This window comes from Prevotella sp. tc2-28 (genome assembly GCF_900107705.1).
Lineage (GTDB): Bacteria > Bacteroidota > Bacteroidia > Bacteroidales > Bacteroidaceae > Prevotella.
Genome location: NZ_FNRE01000006.1, coordinates 53021 through 70415, shown reverse-complemented (window position 1 = coordinate 70415; position 17395 = coordinate 53021). Strand labels below are relative to the sequence as shown.

At 48.6% G+C, this 17395-nt stretch carries 15 protein-coding genes and 1 tRNA gene; 10 read left to right on the top strand and 6 right to left on the bottom strand.

Going from position 1 to position 17395, the window contains the following annotated elements; genetic code table 11:
* Positions 1-2 precede the first annotated feature (2 nt).
* Together rpsT and BLU47_RS14745 are read right to left on the bottom strand one after the other, a co-directional pair.
* Positions 3-254 (bottom strand): 30S ribosomal protein S20, encoded by a 252-nt coding sequence (gene rpsT / locus BLU47_RS07015; protein ID WP_091960347.1) that lies wholly within the window; start codon positions 252-254, stop codon positions 3-5.
* 139 nt (positions 255-393) lie between these two features.
* A tRNA-Glu gene (locus BLU47_RS14745) sits at positions 394-465 on the bottom strand.
* A gap of 105 nt (positions 466-570) precedes the next feature.
* On the opposite strand from BLU47_RS14745, the gene recO reads away from it, so the two are divergent.
* Positions 571-1329 carry a DNA repair protein RecO gene (gene recO, locus BLU47_RS07010; protein ID WP_091960344.1) on the top strand — a complete coding sequence of 253 codons (759 nt, stop codon included), beginning with the start codon at positions 571-573 and terminating at the stop codon, positions 1327-1329.
* A gap of 40 nt (positions 1330-1369) precedes the next feature.
* On the top strand, positions 1370-1996 hold the full coding sequence (locus BLU47_RS07005) for an HU family DNA-binding protein (RefSeq protein WP_091960342.1): 627 nt from the start codon (positions 1370-1372) through the stop codon (positions 1994-1996).
* A gap of 179 nt (positions 1997-2175) precedes the next feature.
* Here BLU47_RS07005 and murF read toward each other — a convergent pair whose 3' ends face one another.
* Positions 2176-3498, bottom strand: coding sequence for a UDP-N-acetylmuramoyl-tripeptide--D-alanyl-D-alanine ligase (gene murF, locus BLU47_RS07000; protein WP_091960339.1), 1323 nt, complete (start codon positions 3496-3498; stop codon positions 2176-2178).
* An 87-nt stretch (positions 3499-3585) separates the two neighbouring features.
* Between murF and folP the strand changes: the two genes are divergently transcribed.
* From folP to BLU47_RS06980, 4 genes are all read left to right on the top strand, one after another.
* Positions 3586-4389 (top strand): dihydropteroate synthase, encoded by an 804-nt coding sequence (folP, locus tag BLU47_RS06995; RefSeq protein ID WP_091960336.1) that lies wholly within the window; start codon positions 3586-3588, stop codon positions 4387-4389.
* A gap of 27 nt (positions 4390-4416) precedes the next feature.
* Positions 4417-5193 (top strand): diadenylate cyclase CdaA, encoded by a 777-nt coding sequence (cdaA, locus tag BLU47_RS06990; RefSeq protein WP_091960333.1) that lies wholly within the window; start codon positions 4417-4419, stop codon positions 5191-5193.
* A gap of 121 nt (positions 5194-5314) precedes the next feature.
* Entirely contained in the window at positions 5315-6325 is a 1011-nt protein-coding gene (gene pta / locus BLU47_RS06985; RefSeq protein WP_091960330.1) for a phosphate acetyltransferase, read from the top strand.
* Between the two features lie 30 nt (positions 6326-6355).
* Complete coding sequence (locus BLU47_RS06980) at positions 6356-7546, top strand: acetate kinase (RefSeq protein ID WP_091960327.1); 1191 nt, start codon at positions 6356-6358, stop codon at positions 7544-7546.
* Between the two features lie 82 nt (positions 7547-7628).
* Here the strand turns inward: BLU47_RS06980 and BLU47_RS06975 are convergent, their stop codons facing one another.
* The 3 genes from BLU47_RS06975 to BLU47_RS06965 are packed head-to-tail and all read right to left on the bottom strand — an operon-like array spanning position 7629 to position 9757.
* On the bottom strand, positions 7629-8648 hold the full coding sequence (locus BLU47_RS06975; RefSeq protein WP_091960325.1) for a sugar kinase: 1020 nt from the start codon (positions 8646-8648) through the stop codon (positions 7629-7631).
* 22 nt (positions 8649-8670) lie between these two features.
* Positions 8671-9435, bottom strand: coding sequence for a UDP-2,3-diacylglucosamine diphosphatase (locus BLU47_RS06970; protein WP_091960322.1), 765 nt, complete (start codon positions 9433-9435; stop codon positions 8671-8673).
* A gap of 1 nt (position 9436) precedes the next feature.
* Positions 9437-9757, bottom strand: a complete 321-nt coding sequence (locus tag BLU47_RS06965) for a metal-sulfur cluster assembly factor (RefSeq protein ID WP_091960320.1) — start codon at positions 9755-9757, stop codon at positions 9437-9439.
* 160 nt (positions 9758-9917) lie between these two features.
* Between BLU47_RS06965 and BLU47_RS06960 the strand changes: the two genes are divergently transcribed.
* The 4 genes from BLU47_RS06960 (at position 9918) to BLU47_RS06945 (ending at position 17382) form a co-directional block, all read left to right on the top strand.
* Positions 9918-10733, top strand: coding sequence for an ion transporter (locus tag BLU47_RS06960; protein WP_091960317.1), 816 nt, complete (start codon positions 9918-9920; stop codon positions 10731-10733).
* A 191-nt stretch (positions 10734-10924) separates the two neighbouring features.
* Positions 10925-13255 carry a polyribonucleotide nucleotidyltransferase gene (gene pnp / locus BLU47_RS06955; protein WP_091960314.1) on the top strand — a complete coding sequence of 777 codons (2331 nt, stop codon included), beginning with the start codon at positions 10925-10927 and terminating at the stop codon, positions 13253-13255.
* A gap of 90 nt (positions 13256-13345) precedes the next feature.
* Entirely contained in the window at positions 13346-13996 is a 651-nt protein-coding gene (locus BLU47_RS06950; protein ID WP_091960313.1) for a PAQR family membrane homeostasis protein TrhA, read from the top strand.
* Positions 13997-14109: 113 nt separating this feature from the next.
* Positions 14110-17382 carry a SusC/RagA family TonB-linked outer membrane protein gene (locus tag BLU47_RS06945; protein ID WP_091960310.1) on the top strand — a complete coding sequence of 1091 codons (3273 nt, stop codon included), beginning with the start codon at positions 14110-14112 and terminating at the stop codon, positions 17380-17382.
* Positions 17383-17395 lie beyond the last annotated feature (13 nt).

Sequence of the window (17395 nt, the reverse complement as noted above, 5' to 3'; positions counted from 1 at the left end):
TCTTACAGCTTGTTGATGTGCTGGCAGAGGCTCGACTTCAAGTTAGCGGCCTTGTTCTTGTGGATGATGTTGGTCTTAGCCAGCTTGTCCAGCATCTTCTGAACTTTGGGATAGAGAGCAGCAGCCTCTTCCTTGTTGGTCATTGCACGGAGCTTGCGTACAGCGTTACGCATAGTCTTTGCGTAGTAGCGGTTGTGCAGTGCCTTTTTCTTGTCCTGACGAATTCTCTTCAGGGATGACTTGTGATTTGCCATTTTTAATTTTAATTTAATGTTTTGAACTTAAAGCTTATGGGTCTTATGTCTTACGACTGCCCTGGGCGGGTTTTTACACCCCCTGCCACCATTCCCCTTGCGAGTAGCACTTGGCTGTGCAGATGACAGATTTAATGGGTAGTCCCTAGGAGAGTCGAACTCCTCTTTAGAGAATGAAAATCTCTCGTCCTAACCGATAGACGAAGGGACCATCGTCATTTTTAGCGGGTGCAAAGGTACGTTAAATTTTCCATTCGACAAAATTTTCTTGAGGAAAAATGCTGTTTTTCGGTGAATTTTATGTAATTTCGCCCTCGTGTTAGTGAAAACGGAAGCCGTAGTGCTACATACTTTGAAGTACGGTGAATCGAAAATCATCGTCGATATGTTCACTCGCGAGGCGGGTCGACTGGCTTTTATCGTGCCTGTTCCCAAGACCTCCAAGTCGCGTCTGAAGAAGCAGTATTTCCAACCAATGACCTTGTTGGAAGTGGAGTGCGATGTGCGCCAGCGGGTTCAGTTGCAGAAATTGAAGGATGCCCGTCTGTTGTCGGCCTATACCACTATTCCCTTTTCCCCTGAGAAACTGGCTTTATCGCTATTTACGGCGGAGTTCTTGTATCATGCCCTTCGCTCTGAGCAACAGGATATCCCGTTGTTCTCCTATATCTGCAATTCCATGCAGTGGCTCGATATGTCGACTACGGGTTTTGCTAATTTCCACCTCACTTTCTTGATGCACATGAGTCGTTTTCTGGGCTTCTATCCGAATTTGGAGGTGAGAGAAGAGAGGGGAGAGGTGAGAGATGTGTCTCAGGGCGATTTATTCTTCGATTTGCGTGAGGGGCATTTTTGTTTGACGGCTCCTACACATAGCGACTTCCTACAACCAGGTGAAGCGCGTCTTATTCACTTGATGATGCGTATGGATTTCCCTACAATGCACCTCTATCGGTTAAGTCGCATAGACCGCAATCGCATCACGGAAGTGCTCTTGCACTACTATCGTCTGCATATCCCCCAGTTTCCGGAGTTGAAGAGCCTTCCTGTCTTACAGGAGTTGTGGGCAGAGTGATGATTATAAGCTATTTTAACTACCTTAATTTATAAATGTTATGCCACGCAAAACTGATGGAATAGAAATTGAGATTCATCCTGGTCCTAAGAAGGGCGAGGATGGGAAACCGTTGCTTTACGTTCGTCCGGCGAAAGGTCATAAAAAGACTTTCAAGGAATTGGAAGAGTTCTGTACCAAGTATCGCGGGTTGCGGACTGGCGAGATAGGACAGGTGTTCGATGTGTTGATGGAGATAGCAAGCAATTGGCTGTCAGAGGGTTATCGTGTGGAAACGCCTCTCGGATCGTTTGCTCCTAAGCTGAAGTTGTTGGGTGATCATACGGACCCACAGACTATTACGGGGCGCGACATAACCTATACGGGCATTGACTTCATTCCCAACAAAGACTTCTTCAAGAAGGCCAGTCGTAATCGCGAGGGCTATCGGAAGAGTCAGGGAGTTGTGGGCAATAGTCAGATGTACAATCAGCAGGCAATGGATGCCGCTTTGAAGCGCTGTATGACTTTGGGCTATGCCACCATTCCTGAGTTTATGATATATAGTGGACTGAAGCGCGACTCAGCCAAGAGTTATCTCGACAGCCTTTGCGAAGGAGACCATCCACGTTTATGGAGGGTGAAGGAGAGCAGACGTTTCCTCTACTTCCCTAAGAAAAAAGGGTAGAAGGTAGAAAAAACGGGAATGACCCTTAGGTCGCAAATATTCGGCCTCTCGCTCCAAGATATATGGGCGGGAGGCCGAATATGTTGGGGCTTGTGCCCCATTCAGGTTTCCTCACTTGCTTTTTCCTGCTACATCCCCTGCTTTTCCTTGCTATATCGGGGGATTGTACCAGTTACCTCTTATAGCAAAGCCGGCAACTCATAGAGGTGGGTACTGTTGGAACCCTTGATGAGGATGTAGCGCCCTTGTGGTTGTTCTTGGGCGATGGCGGCTTTCACCTCGTCGACATTGGCGAAGGTGCGGAAAGAACTATTGACTTTCTGGAACTCCTCACCCACGAGCCATACCTCGTCGAAACGGGCTTCCTCCAACAGCTTGATAATCTTCTGGTGCTCCTCGTCAGACACATCGCCCAGCTCGCCCATCTTGCCCAGGATAGCCATCTTGGGTGACACCTCCATCAGTCGGAAGTTGTCGAGGGCGGCTTTCATCGACGTGGGATTGGCATTGTAGGCATCCACGATGAGGTGGTTCTTCTCCGTCTCCGTCAGTTGCGAACGGTTGTTGGTGGGTACATAGTTTTCCAGAGCGTGATTGATTTGCTCGAAGGGGATATTGTTCACGTAGCCTACGGTGATGGCTGCCAGCATATTGTCCAGGTTGTAGGCGCCAATCAGATGGGTCTGCACCTCCATCCACTCAGAGACAAAGCCCGCCTCTGCGTCTTGCTCACGCCAGCGGAACTTCAAGAAAGGGGCGCAAGAAACCACTTCGCCACGAATCAGGATGTCCTGGTTGTCGCTCTGTCCGTAGAAATACAAGTCGGGCTGCTGGCCTCTCTCCTGAATCATCTGCATCAGGTGCTCGTTGTCACGATTGATGAAGATGGGACAGTCGTGGCTGACGAGGAAGTCGTAGAGTTCACCCTTCGTCTTGCAAACACCCTCGAACGAGCCGAAACCTTGCAGATGAGCGCGCCCCACGTTGGTAATGAGTCCACAGTTTGGTTCGGCAGTCTCCACCAGCGTCTTGATGTCGCCAGGGTGCGAGGCACCCATTTCCACTACGGCGATATCGTGCTCGTCAGTCAGTCTGAACAGGGTCTTGGGCACACCCACATCGTTGTTGAAGTTGCCCTCCGTAGCCATCACGTTGTAGCATTCGGAGAGTACGGCACGAATCAACTCCTTCGTGGTTGTCTTGCCATTGGTGCCGGTGATGCCGACGACGGGGATGTTGAACTGACGACGGTGCTCACGAGCCAGGTCCTTGAAGGTTTGCAGGCAATCGTCCACCTTTAAGAGGCGAGAGGATGGCTCATCAATATCTTCGTCCACTATCGCATAGCTGCAACCCTTCTCCAATGCCTGAAGAGCATACTTATTGCCATCAAACGATTCGCCTCTCAGTGCCAGGAAGATGCTGCCCTCAGGACAGTTGCGCGAATCAGTCGTGATACACGGATGCTGTTGATACAGCTTGTATAATTCTTTGATATCCATTGAAAATATAATTTTGTGCAAAGGTATAAAATATTCTTCACTCTTCGCTATTCACTCTTCACTTTTTTTTGTATCTTTGCAGCAGTTATGGAATATACACTGAATTGCAACGGACATTTGCTTGATCTGAGCGAGCCACAGGTGATGGGAATTCTCAATGCCACACCCGACTCGTTCTATGCTGCCAGTCGCAAGCAGACAGAAGAGTCTATTGCAGGGCGCACACATCAGATACTGAACGAAGGCGCTGCTATCATCGACGTAGGTGCCTGCTCTACGCGTCCGGACAGTGAATCCGTCGGCGAGGAAGAAGAGATGGCGCGTCTGCGCTTCGCATTGCCTATCGTACGCCGTGAAGCCCCTCACGCTGTTGTCAGTGTCGACACCTTCCGTCCCAATGTTGCCCGGATGGTTGTTGAGGAATATGGTGTCGACCTCATCAACGACGTCGGAGTGTCTGACGAGAGCCAACATGCCATGTTTCGTATGGTGAGCAACTTACGCGTACCTTATATATATATGTCACGCAAAAGCACGATGAAAGAGGTGATGCTTGATTGTGCCGAAGCGGTTGACAAACTTCGTTCCATGGGACAGAAGGATATTATCCTTGACCCCGGTTTCGGCTTTGGCAAGACGGTAGCGGAAAACTACCAGATAATGGGCGAACTGGAACGTATGCAGGCATTGCGACTGCCTGTCCTGGTGGGCATTTCGCGCAAGTCTATGATATGGAAACAGTTGTGCTGTACACCTGATGAGGCTTTGAACGGGACGACGGTGCTCAACACCATTTCGCTCCAAAAGGGTGCTTCGATACTCCGTGTCCACGATGTCCGTGAGGCAATGGAATGCGTGAAACTGGTAGCCCAACTCAACAAGTTAAAATAGTAAATAGTCAAATAGTAAATACCAAAGATGTTTTTTGAATTCGGAATAAAGGATATTATAGACATCGTCCTGGTGGCACTGATGTTGTTCTATGCCTACCGGCTAATGAAGGAGTCCCGTTCGCTGAATGTCTTTATGGGCATCCTGTTATTCGTCGTGTTGTGGCTGATAGTATCGCAGGTGTTGGAGATGAAGCTGCTGGGAAGCATTATGGATAAGGTGCTTTCCGTAGGAGTCATCGGCGTCGTTATCCTGTTTCAGGAGGACATCCGGAAGTTCCTTTATAATGTCGGCGCTCATCAGAGTATGAGAGGACTTCGCCGTTTGTTCTCTATCGGCGAGAAGAAGGGTGATAAGGAACAGCTAAAGCGGGTCATCATGCCTATCGTGATGGCATGTATGGCTATGAGTAAGAAGCGAGTAGGTGCCCTCATTGTCATCCAACGAGCAACCCCCCTTGACGATATCGTGGCAACGGGTGAGATTATCGATGCCCGTGTTAACCAGCAGTTGATTGAGAACATCTTCTTCAAGAACTCCCCCTTGCACGATGGTGCCATGATTATCTCACATCAGCGTCTGAGAGCCGCCGGGTGTATCTTGCCCGTATCCCACGACTTGAATATCCCCAAGGAGTTAGGCTTGCGACACCGAGCAGCATTGGGTATCACCCATGAGAGCGATTGTGTAGCCATTGTCGTCTCTGAAGAGACTGGCGGCATCTCCGTAGCCATCCGCAGCAGTTTCCAACTTCGCCTGTCGGCAGAGAAATTGGAGAGCATCCTGACACAGGAACTGGCTTGAAAAAGTGAAAAATAATTAAGGCGATAGCAAATTCTTAACGCATCGTTCTTCACTCTTCATTAAAATTACTACCTTTGCACACATTGTATATTTAAATCTAATTTAATAAGTAAAACAAACTATGGATTTATTAAGTCAAATCGTAGCGCGTGCTAAGGCTAACAAGCAGCGCATCGTGCTCCCGGAAGCAGAAGAGGAGCGCACACTGACAGCAGCTGATCGTGTATTGGCTGACGACATTGCTGACATCATTCTGATTGGTAACCCCGCTAAGGTTAACGCTCTGGCTAAGGAGAAAGGACTTACCCATATCGGTAAGGCTACACTGATTGACCCCGAGAACTACGAGCGTAGCGAGGAAATGGCAGCAAAACTGGCTGAACTCCGCAAGACAAAGGGTATGACCATCGAGGAAGCCCGCAAGTTGATGAAGAACCCCCTCTACCTAGGCTGTATGATTATCAAGACAGAAGGTGCTGACGGACAAATCTCTGGTGCTCTCTCAACAACGGGAGATACCCTGCGTCCGGCCCTCCAGATTATCAAGTGTGCTCCCGGCATTACCTGTGTCAGTGGTGGTATGCTGCTCATCTCTAAGGAGAAACAATATGGCGAGGATGGTGTTCTCGTAGTAGGTGACGTTGCCGTAACCCCGATGCCCGATGCTGCACAGCTCTCGCAGATTGCCGTCTGCACTGCTCAGACCGCTAAGTCGGTAGCAGGCTTTGCTGATCCCCGCGTGGCTATGCTGAGCTTCTCAACCAAGGGCTCTGCCAAGCACGAGGTTGTCGACAAGGTGGTTGAGGCTACCAAGCTGGCTAAGGAGCTCGATCCGTCGTTGAAAATTGACGGTGAGTTGCAGGCTGATGCTGCCCTTGTTCCTTCAGTAGGTGCTAAGAAGGCTCCTGGCTCTGACATCGCCGGTAAAGCTAATGTCCTCGTATTCCCCAACTTGGAGGTTGGTAATATTGGCTATAAGCTCGTTCAGCGTCTGGGTGATGCCGTAGCTATCGGTCCTATCTTGCAGGGTATTGCTCGTCCTGTCAACGACCTCTCTCGTGGTTGCTCCGTAGAGGATATTTACTACATGGTGGCTATCACGGCTTGTCAGGCTATGGATGCAAAGAAGTAATACATTAAACATTAAAGATTAAACATTAAAATGAAGATATTAGTATTGAACTGTGGTTCGTCCTCTATCAAGTACGCTTTGTACAATATGGACGACAAGAGCGTGATGACCAGTGGTGGTGCCGAGCGAGTAGGCTTGGACGGTGCCTTTGTTAAGGTGAAGTTGGCTAATGGTGAGAAGAAGCAGATTATGCACGACATCCCCGAGCACACAGAGGGTGTGAAGTTCATCTTCTCGCTGCTGACCGATCCCGAGATTGGTGTTATCAAGTCGCTCAATGAGATTGATGCCGTAGGTCACCGTATGGTGCATGGTGGTGAGAAGTTCAATCAGTCAGTAGTCCTGACCGATGAGGTGCTGAAAGCTTTTGAGGAGTGCTCTGACCTTGCCCCCCTGCACAACCCTGCTAACCTGAAAGGTGTAAACGCCGTGAAGGAACTGATGCCTGGTCTTCCCCAGGTTGGTGTGTTTGATACCGCTTTCCATCAGACAATGCCTGCAAAGGCTTATATGTATGCCATTCCCTACGAGCTGTATGAGAAGTACGGAGTACGCCGTTATGGTTTCCACGGAACCAGTCACCGCTATGTCTCTGCCCGTGCTTTGGAATTCCTGGGCATGAAGGCTGAGGGCACCAAGATGATTACCTGTCACATTGGAAACGGTGGCTCTGTGGCTGCTGTCCTTGATGGCAAGTGTGTTGACACCTCAATGGGTCTCACCCCACTGGAAGGTCTCGTTATGGGTACTCGTTCGGGCGATATCGACGGTGGTGCCGTTACGTTCCTCGAGAAGAAACTCGGTCTCGATGCCGATGGTATGTCTAACCTCCTGAACAAGAAGAGTGGTGTTGCCGGTATTACTGGTGGTTCTTCTGATATGCGTGATGTAGAAAGTGCTGCCAAGGCAGGCGAGCCTCGTGCCAAGCTGGCTCAGGATATGTATTTCTATCGCATTAAGAAGTATATCGGTGCCTATGCAGCCGCTATGGGTGGTGTCGACGTGATTGTCTTCACCGCAGGTGTCGGTGAGAACCAAATCAGCATGCGTTCTGAGGTCTGCAAGGGTCTGGAGTTCCTGGGTGTTAAGTTCGACGAGCAGAAGAACAACATCCGTGGTGAGGAAGCCATCATCTCTGCCGACGATTCTAAGGTAAAGGTTGTTGTCATTCCCACCGACGAGGAACTGATGATTGCTACCGATACGATGAATCTGTTGTAATCAGATACGCCTTATCATAAAATTGGTCTGTACCGACTCTCGGCACAGACCATTTTTTATCTATTCCTGTAGCGCAAAAATTCTATTGCATCGTTTCTGTTATTTCCTCCTCCGTCGACAGGTTAAAATCGCCTGGTATGGTGCTCTTTAATGCTGCTGCTGCAAGCGAGTAGTTTAGTTGTTTCTGCAGATCATCATGGAAGAGACTGATGGCATGCAACCATCCGCCTACGAAAGCATCACCCACACCTACAGGGTCTATGACATTGGGAATATCAGCGATAGGAGCCTGTAGCAGTTGGTTGTCAGACCAAAGCAAGGCGGTAAGCGTATGATGTTTCGATGATATCTCGTTGCGCATTCCCATCATCCAGTGTTTGATACGAGGATACGTGGCATGAAGCTCGTCAAACCATTCACCATACTCTTTCATCTGCATCTGGAAAGTTGAATCCAATGCCGTGAAGGGGGGCTGTGGATGTTGTGACAACCAGTCGAACTCCACGGCATCACCAAACATCATGTCACATCGTGACAGCATTTTGCTCAACGTCTTGCGAGGTTCAGCACCATCATATTTCCATAGGTTCTTGCGATAGTTGATGTCAAAACAGATGGTGACACCCAACTCGTCGGCGATGTCCAATGCTTCGAAAGTAGCTTCTGCAGCCTTGGGAGATATCGCAGCCGTAATGCCTGACACATGGAAGTAGGCACAGTCTTTCAGTATCTCGCGCCAGGGAATCATGCCAGGCTGTAAGTCGTAATAGGCCGAACCGTCGCGGTCGTATATAACCTTGGCAGCTCGCATACCGGCTGCATGTTCAAAGTAATAGGTGCCAATGCGTTTTCCTCCATATAGTATCTGACTGGTGTCCACTCCATACTGAGCCAGACTCATGGCACCCGCATGCCCTACTGGTGTGTCTGGCAGTCGGGTGATGTATGTAACGTCTTCCCCTTGATTAGCCAATGATACAGCAACGTTAGCCTCGCTGCCACCATATTTGCTGGTAAACAGGTCACCCTGAGTGAGTCGTAGTTGTCCTGGTTTCGAGAACCTCAGTAACAGTTCGCCAAATGTAACAATCTTCTTCCTCATAGTCTTTAACCTTTAACCCTCTTCATGGCTGACTCTCTCCCTCAACGTACTCCTCGAGGAACATGTGCTCTCCGTCATAGACGGCATAGGTGAACTGGCTAATCCAGTCGCCCAGTATCATCATGCGTGTGAATCGTCCTAGCTTGATGTCAAGTTCAATATGACGGTGTCCGAAGATGAAGTAGTTGATGTTCGGGTGACTCTTCAAGTAGTCTTTGGCGTAGAGCACGAGATGCTCCTTGTCCTCACCCATGTAGTTTGGTTCGTCAGTCTGCTTGTGCTTGATATAGCTGTGTTTCGCCCATGTCAGTCCGAAACTTACCCCCCATCGCGGATGGATATTCGAGAAAGCCCATTGACAGAAACGGTTATGGAAAATGGCGCGTATCAGTTTGAATGATTTATTCGGATCGCCCATCCCGTCGCCATGTGCCAGGAAGAACTCTTGTCCGTAGATTTCCGTTGTTTCTGGCTTCTTATGCAGGATGATGCCACACTCCTTTTCCAGATACTCGTATGCCCAGATGTCGTGATTGCCTGTGAAGTAATGCACCTCCACTCCCATATCCGTCAGTTCCGACAACTTGCCCAAGAATCGTGTGTAGCCCTTCGGCACCACATACTTATATTCGTACCAGAAGTCGAACATGTCCCCCAACAAATAGATAGCAGCAGCCTTCTCCTTGATGGAGTCCAGAAATCTTACCAGTCGTCTCTCCTGCATTCTTTGATGCGGAATAGCCAACGACCCCAAGTGCGCATCGGATAAGAAATAGACGTTTTTCATATCAGTCCAGTCCTAGTTCAACTCTTGCTTCTTCGCTCATCATGCTTTGGTCCCACGCCGGTTCAAATACCAGATTGACGTTAGCTGTCGTGATGCCATCCACACTCTCCACCTTTGTGCGAACATCCTCCAAGATGAAGTCCGCTGCCGGACAGTTAGGTGCCGTGAACGTCATGTCCATATCCACGCTACCATCTTCTTGCACGTCTATCTTATAAATCATGCCCAGGTCGTAGATGTTCACTGGTATCTCTGGGTCGTAGACAGTTTTCAGCACGTCTACGATGCGTTCTTCCAATTGGGTCTTTTCTTCTTGCGTCATGTCAAATAGGTCCTTAATATCATTAAGAGTTCTTTCTTATTGATGGCAAAATTACGAAAAAATGGGCGAAGAACAAAAGAAACATGTTTCTTTTTATACTAAAAAGTAGAAACTTCAAAAAATATACGTATCTTTGCCTTCAAAACAAACATCCTTTTATATGAAAAGACCTCATTGGCTTGAAAAAGAAGCACTTTATAACATCATGTTTGAGTCCGATACTCGCGCTGGGCGTATCTTCGACATCGTTGTCATAGTAGCTATCTCGCTGAGCATTATTATCTCGTTTGTCGAGACGGTGCCCTCATTGGCTCGTACGTTCCAACTTGTGTTGATGATATTGGAGTATCTGCTCACATTCTTCTTTACATTGGAGTATGCGGCTCGCGTCTACTGCTCACCTCGTCCGCGTGAGTATATGCAGAGTTTCTTCGGTGTCATCGACCTGTTGTCAATCTTGCCGCCTTACCTGTCCTACTTCCTTCCCCACGCACGATACATGATGTTGTTGCGTTCGTTCCGTTTCATTCGTATCTTCCGTATCTTCAAATTGTTTAGTTTTATCAACGAGGGCTATTTGTTGATGCATTCGTTGAAGAAAAGTCTTAACAAAATTTCTGTTTATTTCCTGTTCGTACTGATACTGGTCACCTGTTTGGGAACGCTGATGTTCATGGTAGAGAATGGACAACCTGACACGCAGTTCACCGATTTGGGTACTTCGGTCTATTGGGCTATTGTCACGATGACTACTGTGGGCTATGGTGACATTACTCCCGTCACGGCTATAGGTAGACTGCTCTCAGCATTCGTCATGTTGTTGGGTTACACCATCATTGCAGTACCAACCGGCATTGTAACGGCTACCATCATTGATGAAACGAAAGAAAAACCGAAAGATGGTCGTTGCCCTCGATGCGGAGGCAAGGTGCGTCTCAAGGATCGCTATTGTTCACAATGTGGTGAGAAGTTGTAATGAGCTCTACAAGATTCTCAAATTCTATTTCACTGAAAAATGGTAAGAGTTGTCTATCATAAACCCTCTTAATTCATAAAAAAAGAAAAAATAAGCAGGTTTATTTGTTTTATAATATAATAATGTGTAACTTTGTGCCCGATTTTGCGCAAAGTCGCACATTTTTTATTTTTAGATGTTTTAATTTCAAGATGAACGTAATTACGAAAAGTATTCAATTGCCTGATGGAAGAACCATCACAATTGAGACCGGGAAAGTGGCAAAGCAGGCCGATGGCAGTGTGATGCTTCGCATGAACAACACTGTACTGCTGGCTACTGTTTGTGCCGCAAAAGATGCAGTTCCCGGAACAGATTTCATGCCTCTGCAGGTAGACTACAGAGAGCAGTACGCCGCCGCAGGCCGTTTCCCCGGTGGCTTCACCAAGCGCGAGGGTAAAGCCTCGGACAACGAAATCCTGACTAGTCGTCTGGTAGACCGTGTGCTCCGTCCGCTGTTCCCCTCCAACTATCACGCAGAAGTTTATGTCAACGTAATGCTGTTCAGCGCCGATGGTGTTGACCAGCCTGATGCTTTGGCAGGTTTTGCAGCATCCGCAGCGCTGGCATGTTCAGATATTCCTTTCGAGTGCCCCATCTCTGAGGTGCGTGTAGCCCGTATCAATGGCGAGTATGTCATTGATCCTACTTTCGAGCAGATGAAGGAAGCTGATATGGATATCATGGTAGGTGCCTCAGCAGAGAACATCATGATGGTAGAGGGTGAGATGAAGGAAGTATCAGAGCAGGATCTGCTCGGTGCCTTGAAGGCTGCTATGGCTGCCATCAAGCCTATGTGTGAGCTGCAGGCTGAACTGAGCAAGGAGCTTGGTAAGGATGTTAAGCGTGAGTACGATCACGAGGTGAACGATGAGGAACTGCGTGAGCGTATGAACAAAGAACTGTATCAGCCCGCTTACGATGTAACTAAGCAGGCTCTCGAGAAGCACGCTCGTGCCGAGGCCTTCGAGAAGATTCTCGCTGACTTCAAAGAGAAGTATGCTGCAGAGCATGCCGACATGACCGAGGACGAGCTGGAAGAGAAATATGCCATGATGGACCGCTACTACCACGACGTTGAGCGCGACGCCATGCGCCGTTGCATCCTTGACGAGGGTATCCGCCTCGATGGTCGTAAGACCGACGAGATTCGTCCTATCTGGTGCGAGGTTTCACCCCTGCCCATGCCTCACGGAAGTTCTATCTTTACCCGTGGCGAGACCCAGTCACTGACAACGGTAACTTTGGGTACAAAACTCGATGAGAAGCTCGTTGACGACGTGCTCGACAAGAGCTATCAGCGCTTCCTGCTGCACTATAACTTCCCCCCGTTCTGTACGGGTGAGGCAAAGGCTCAGCGTGGTGTAGGCCGTCGTGAGATTGGTCACGGACACTTGGCATGGCGCGGTTTGAAGGATATGATTCCTGCCGACTTCCCCTATACCGTACGTGTCGTATCGCAGATCTTGGAGTCTAACGGTTCTTCGTCAATGGCTACCGTCTGCGCAGGTACACTGGCCTTGATGGATGCAGGTGTCCCCATGAAGAAGCCTGTCAGCGGTATCGCTATGGGACTTATCAAGAATCCCGGTGAGGACAAGTATGCCGTACTGAGCGATATCCTCGGCGATGAGGACCACTTGGGCGATATGGACTTCAAGACCACCGGTACGAAGGATGGTCTGACAGCTACCCAGATGGATATCAAGTGCGACGGTCTGTCGTTCGATATTCTGGAGAAGGCTTTGATGCAGGCAAAGGCTGGTCGTGAGCATATCCTGAAGTGCATCACCGATACCATCGCTGAGCCTCGTGCTGAACTGAAGCCCCACGTACCCCGTATTGAGGCCTTCGAGATTCCGAAGGAGTTCATTGGTGCCGTTATTGGCCCGGGCGGAAAGATTATCCAGCAGATGCAGGAGGATACAGGTGCTACTATTACCATTGACGAAGAAGACGGCGTAGGCAAGATTCAGGTTAGTGGTCCTAACAAGGAAGCTATTGATGCTGCTATTGCCAAGATTCGCGCTATCGTAGCCATCCCTGAGGTTGGTGAGGTTTACGAGGGTACTGTCCGTAGCATCATGCCTTATGGTTGCTTTGTAGAGTTTATGCCTGGTAAGGATGGTCTGCTGCATATTTCAGAGATTGACTGGAAGCGTTTGGAGACTGTCGAAGAGGCTGGTATCAAGGAGGGTGACAAGATTACCGTCAAGTTGCTCGAGATTGATCCGAAGACAGGTAAGTTCAAGCTTTCACACCGTGTGCTTGTAGAGAAGCCTGAGGGCTATGTGGAGCGTCCTGCCCGTCGTGAGCGTGGTGAGCGCCCTGAGCGTGGTGAACGTCGTCCTCGTCCAGAGCGTGGTGAGCGCCGTCCTCGTCCAGAACGTGGTGAGCGTCGTGAGCGTAACGAGGAGTTCCATGAGGGTGAGAACAACGAGCCCAAGGACTTCTGCGACGAGCTCGACAAGATGGACTTTTAATGATTAAAGATTAACGGTTAATGGTTAACCGAGGTCTATATTAAAACTGGGCACTGATGTCGTGAATCGCATCGGTGCCCAGTATATTATATGGCAATCAGATATACTCATAAGGAAGAACTGTGGAATTCATGGTCACATGCCGGAGGCATTGTGATGGGCGCCGTGTTCGGTGTGGTGTTCCTCTGGATGTCGTTCAAGGGAGACAACCCTTGGGCGAGGTTAGGTGTATGCCTCTACCTCTTTGGCATGCTAGGCTCGTATGTAACCTCAACCATCTATCACGCATTGCCCCGTCGCTCGAAGTGGAAAGAGCGACTACGGCGATGGGACCATGCTGCCATTTATTGGCATATCGCAGGTTCTTATTCCCCATTGACGCTGGTGGCATTGCGGGAGCAAGGTTATTGGGGGTGGGCACTCTTCCTATTCGTGTGGACTTGTGCTGTTGCTGGCACCATTGTAAGTTTCATCCGGCTGAAGGAGCATTCCAATCTGGAAACGTTCTGTTTCATTGGCATGGGACTCTCCGTATTGGTAGCCTTTAAACCTTTGATTGACTCAGTGTCCACAGCTGCCGTTGTATGGATTATTGCCGAGGGAGTAGCCTATATCACCGGTGCCGTTTTCTACTCCCTAAATAATAAAAGGTATATGCACTCCGTATTCCATTTCTTCGTTTTGTTAGGATCTCTTTGTCACATCATAGCTGTGTGGGATGTATTGATGGAATACCTGTAAAAACTTTTCTGCATTTTTTTTAAATAAATTCATTGCCAATTAATAAATAAGTGTTACCTTTGCATGTCTTTTAAAACTATATAACTAAAACAAAGGTTTATTTATTAACGCTTATGAAAAAATCAATCATGAAGTTGTGCTTGCTAGTAGGAATACTGGTAGGCCTCCCTATTCAAGTATTGGCTCAGAGCGTGATGATTCAAGGTACGGTTTCCGATGAAGAGGACGTTATTATTGGAGCATCCGTTAAAGCCGATGGTGGGGGAAACGTGGGAACCGTTACAGACATTAACGGCGCCTACAAGCTATCCGTACCAGCTGGTGCGAAAACTCTGACTTTCTCGTATGTCGGTTACGAGACACAGACTGTACAGATTAACGGTCGGAAGAACATTGACGTGAAGCTGGTGGCACAGAACACCCTCTTGAACGAGGTTGTTGCCATTGGTTACGCCAAGGTGAAACGTAAGGACTTGACGGGCTCGTCAGTATCCGTAGGTGCCAAGGAACTGGCCATGTCGCCGGTGACCACTGCTGCCCAAGCCCTTGCCGGTAAGGCTGCTGGTGTGCAGATTATCCAGCAGAGTGGTGCCCCTGGTGCTGACATCAATATTACCGTGCGTGGTGGTACGTCAATCACTCAGGGCACAGAGCCCCTATACATTGTGGATGGATTCCAGATGGAGAATGCCCTTCAGCAGGTGGACATCAACGATATTGAGTCTATCGATGTGATGAAGGATGCATCTGCCACTGCTATCTATGGTGCCCGCGGTTCTAACGGTGTTGTACTGATTACTACCAAGTCAGGTCGTCAGGGTAAGACGGAGGTTTCGTACAACGGCTTTGTCAGCTTCAATTACTTAGGTAAGAAACTTGACCTGCTTGGCGTAGAAGACTACGTGCGATACCAGTATGAGTTCCAGACATTACGTGGTAACGACAGCAACTGGGCCAGTATCTTCGGTGGTGACATCAACTCGCCTACGTTCTATACAGGTGCCAGCGAATATATTGCCCAGACTTATGGTAATCGTGGTGGTATCGATTGGCAGGACGAAGTGTTTGGCAAGACAGGTGTGACACAGAACCACAACCTGAACATCAGTGGCGGCTCCGATAAAACCAGATATCTGTTGAGCTATAACTACACTGGTGAAAATGGTATCATGAAGAAGCACGACTATGAGAAGAACTCTATTCGCCTGAAGTTGAATCACGAACTGTGGAAAGGTGTACGTTTCGACTTCTCTACTAGTCTGCAGAAAACTACTGTCGATGGTGGCGGCTCACTGGGTGGTACACTGAAGCAGACCATCTTGCAGCCTGTGACTGGTGGTACACGTTGGACCAACGAACAACTATTGGGAAGTGACCTTGCCGACCTGTTCTCTACGATGTATGGTGGCGACAACTACGATGCCAATAACCCCATCATCAATAATAACTCCATTGACAATACGAAGTACACCCGTCTGGTTACGGTGAATGCCGGCTTGGAGGTCGACATCCTGAAGAACTTGACTTTCCGTACCTCAGGCAGTTATATGTGGCAGCAGATACGTCAGGACTATTGGGACAATGGTGGTACCCGTGCCGCTCAAGCTACTTATCAAAGTCCTTACGGCTATGGTTATCGCAACAACTCTGAAAAGGCTTCGTGGCAGTGGACCAACACCTTGAACTATAATTTCGACATTCAGAAAGATCATCGCTTTGGTGTGTTGCTGGGTCAGGAGACATGGTCGCAGGAGAACACGAATCTGAACAACACCTATTATAAATTCTCTGACGGTAACTTCGGATTGAACGACGTATCGATGGGTGAGGACTATGAACATAAGTCAGGTTCGAGCCGTGTACGTTTGGTTTCTTTCTTCGGACGTCTGACCTACAACTACGCTGACCGCTACCTGTTCACCGGAACGCTCCGTGCAGATGGTAGCTCTAAGTTCGCCCGTGGTAATCAATGGGGTTGGTTCCCTTCAGCTTCTGCCGCATGGCGTATTTCGGAAGAGTCTTTCATGAAGAACCTCGACTTTTTCGATAACCTGAAGATTCGTGTCGGTATTGGTACATCTGGTAACAACAACATCGCTAACAATATGTATGCTACCGATTACGGTTCAGGTCACTACGGCTACAATGGTCAGGACTATATCACGCTCATTCCAGGCACTACACTGGGTAATGCTGATCTGAAGTGGGAGAAGACCACCACGACCAACATCGGTCTTGACTTCTCGATTCTTGGTAGTCGACTGAACGCCAGCATCGACTGGTATAACAACAAGTCATCGAACTTGTTAATAAGCAACAAGATTCCTTCGTCAACCGGTTATACTACACAGATTCAAAATATCGGAGCTATCCGCAATCGTGGTATCGAGATTGTCATCAATGCCATTCCTGTTCGTACGAAAGACTTCACGTGGAGCTCCGACTTCAATATTGCCTTCAACCGTTCGAAGGTGCTTGACATCTATGGCAACAGCGAGAATGAGTCTTTCATACAGGACTACGAGAGCCGTATGGGCTTCAAGATAGAGAAAGGACAACCCCTCGGACAGTTCTATGGACTGGTGTATGATGGAATCTATACTACCGACGACTTTACGCAGAATGCAGACGGAACCTATACGCTGAAGGACAACGTGCCTTCCTTGAAGGGCTTCAACCGTGATGCTGTCAAGCCAGGTGATGCCAAGTATAAGCCACAGCCACATGTCTTGAAGGAGGATGGTACGATGGATATTGAGTATGACGCCCAAGGACATCCTGTATGGAGTGTCAACGACCGTACTGTGATTGGTAATGCACAGCCCGACTTCATCGGTGGTTGGAACAATACCTTCAACTACAAGGGTTTCGACTTGACGGTATTCGTCAACTTTGCCGTAGGTGGTGACGTGTTCAACATGAGTACCCAGCGTTTCATTGGTCCGTATCTGGCCAACGAGAATACGGTGACTGAAATGAATAACCGCTTCCGTCTTATCGACCCGAATACGGGTAAGGAGAGCACAGACCTTGCTCGTCTGGCCGCTCTGAACCCTGGCCAGTTCGGTGGTGACATGATTTGGAACATCTCTACGAATAACAAGACTGCTATCTCAGATCACAGCAGCTACTATATTGAGAATGGTTCTTACCTGCGCTTCAGCACTATCACCTTGGGTTACACGTTGCCTAAGACTCTGACGCAGAAGTTCCACTGCAGCCGTGCCCGCATCTACTGCACATTGAACAACATGTGGACTATCACTAAATATTCCGGCTATGATCCAGAGGTTTCTGCTACTGCCAGTGCCCTTACACCGGGTATTGATAACTCTGCTTATCCTCGTGCAAAGAGCTGGGTTCTTGGTGTCAACTTATCATTCTAACCAATCAAAAAGT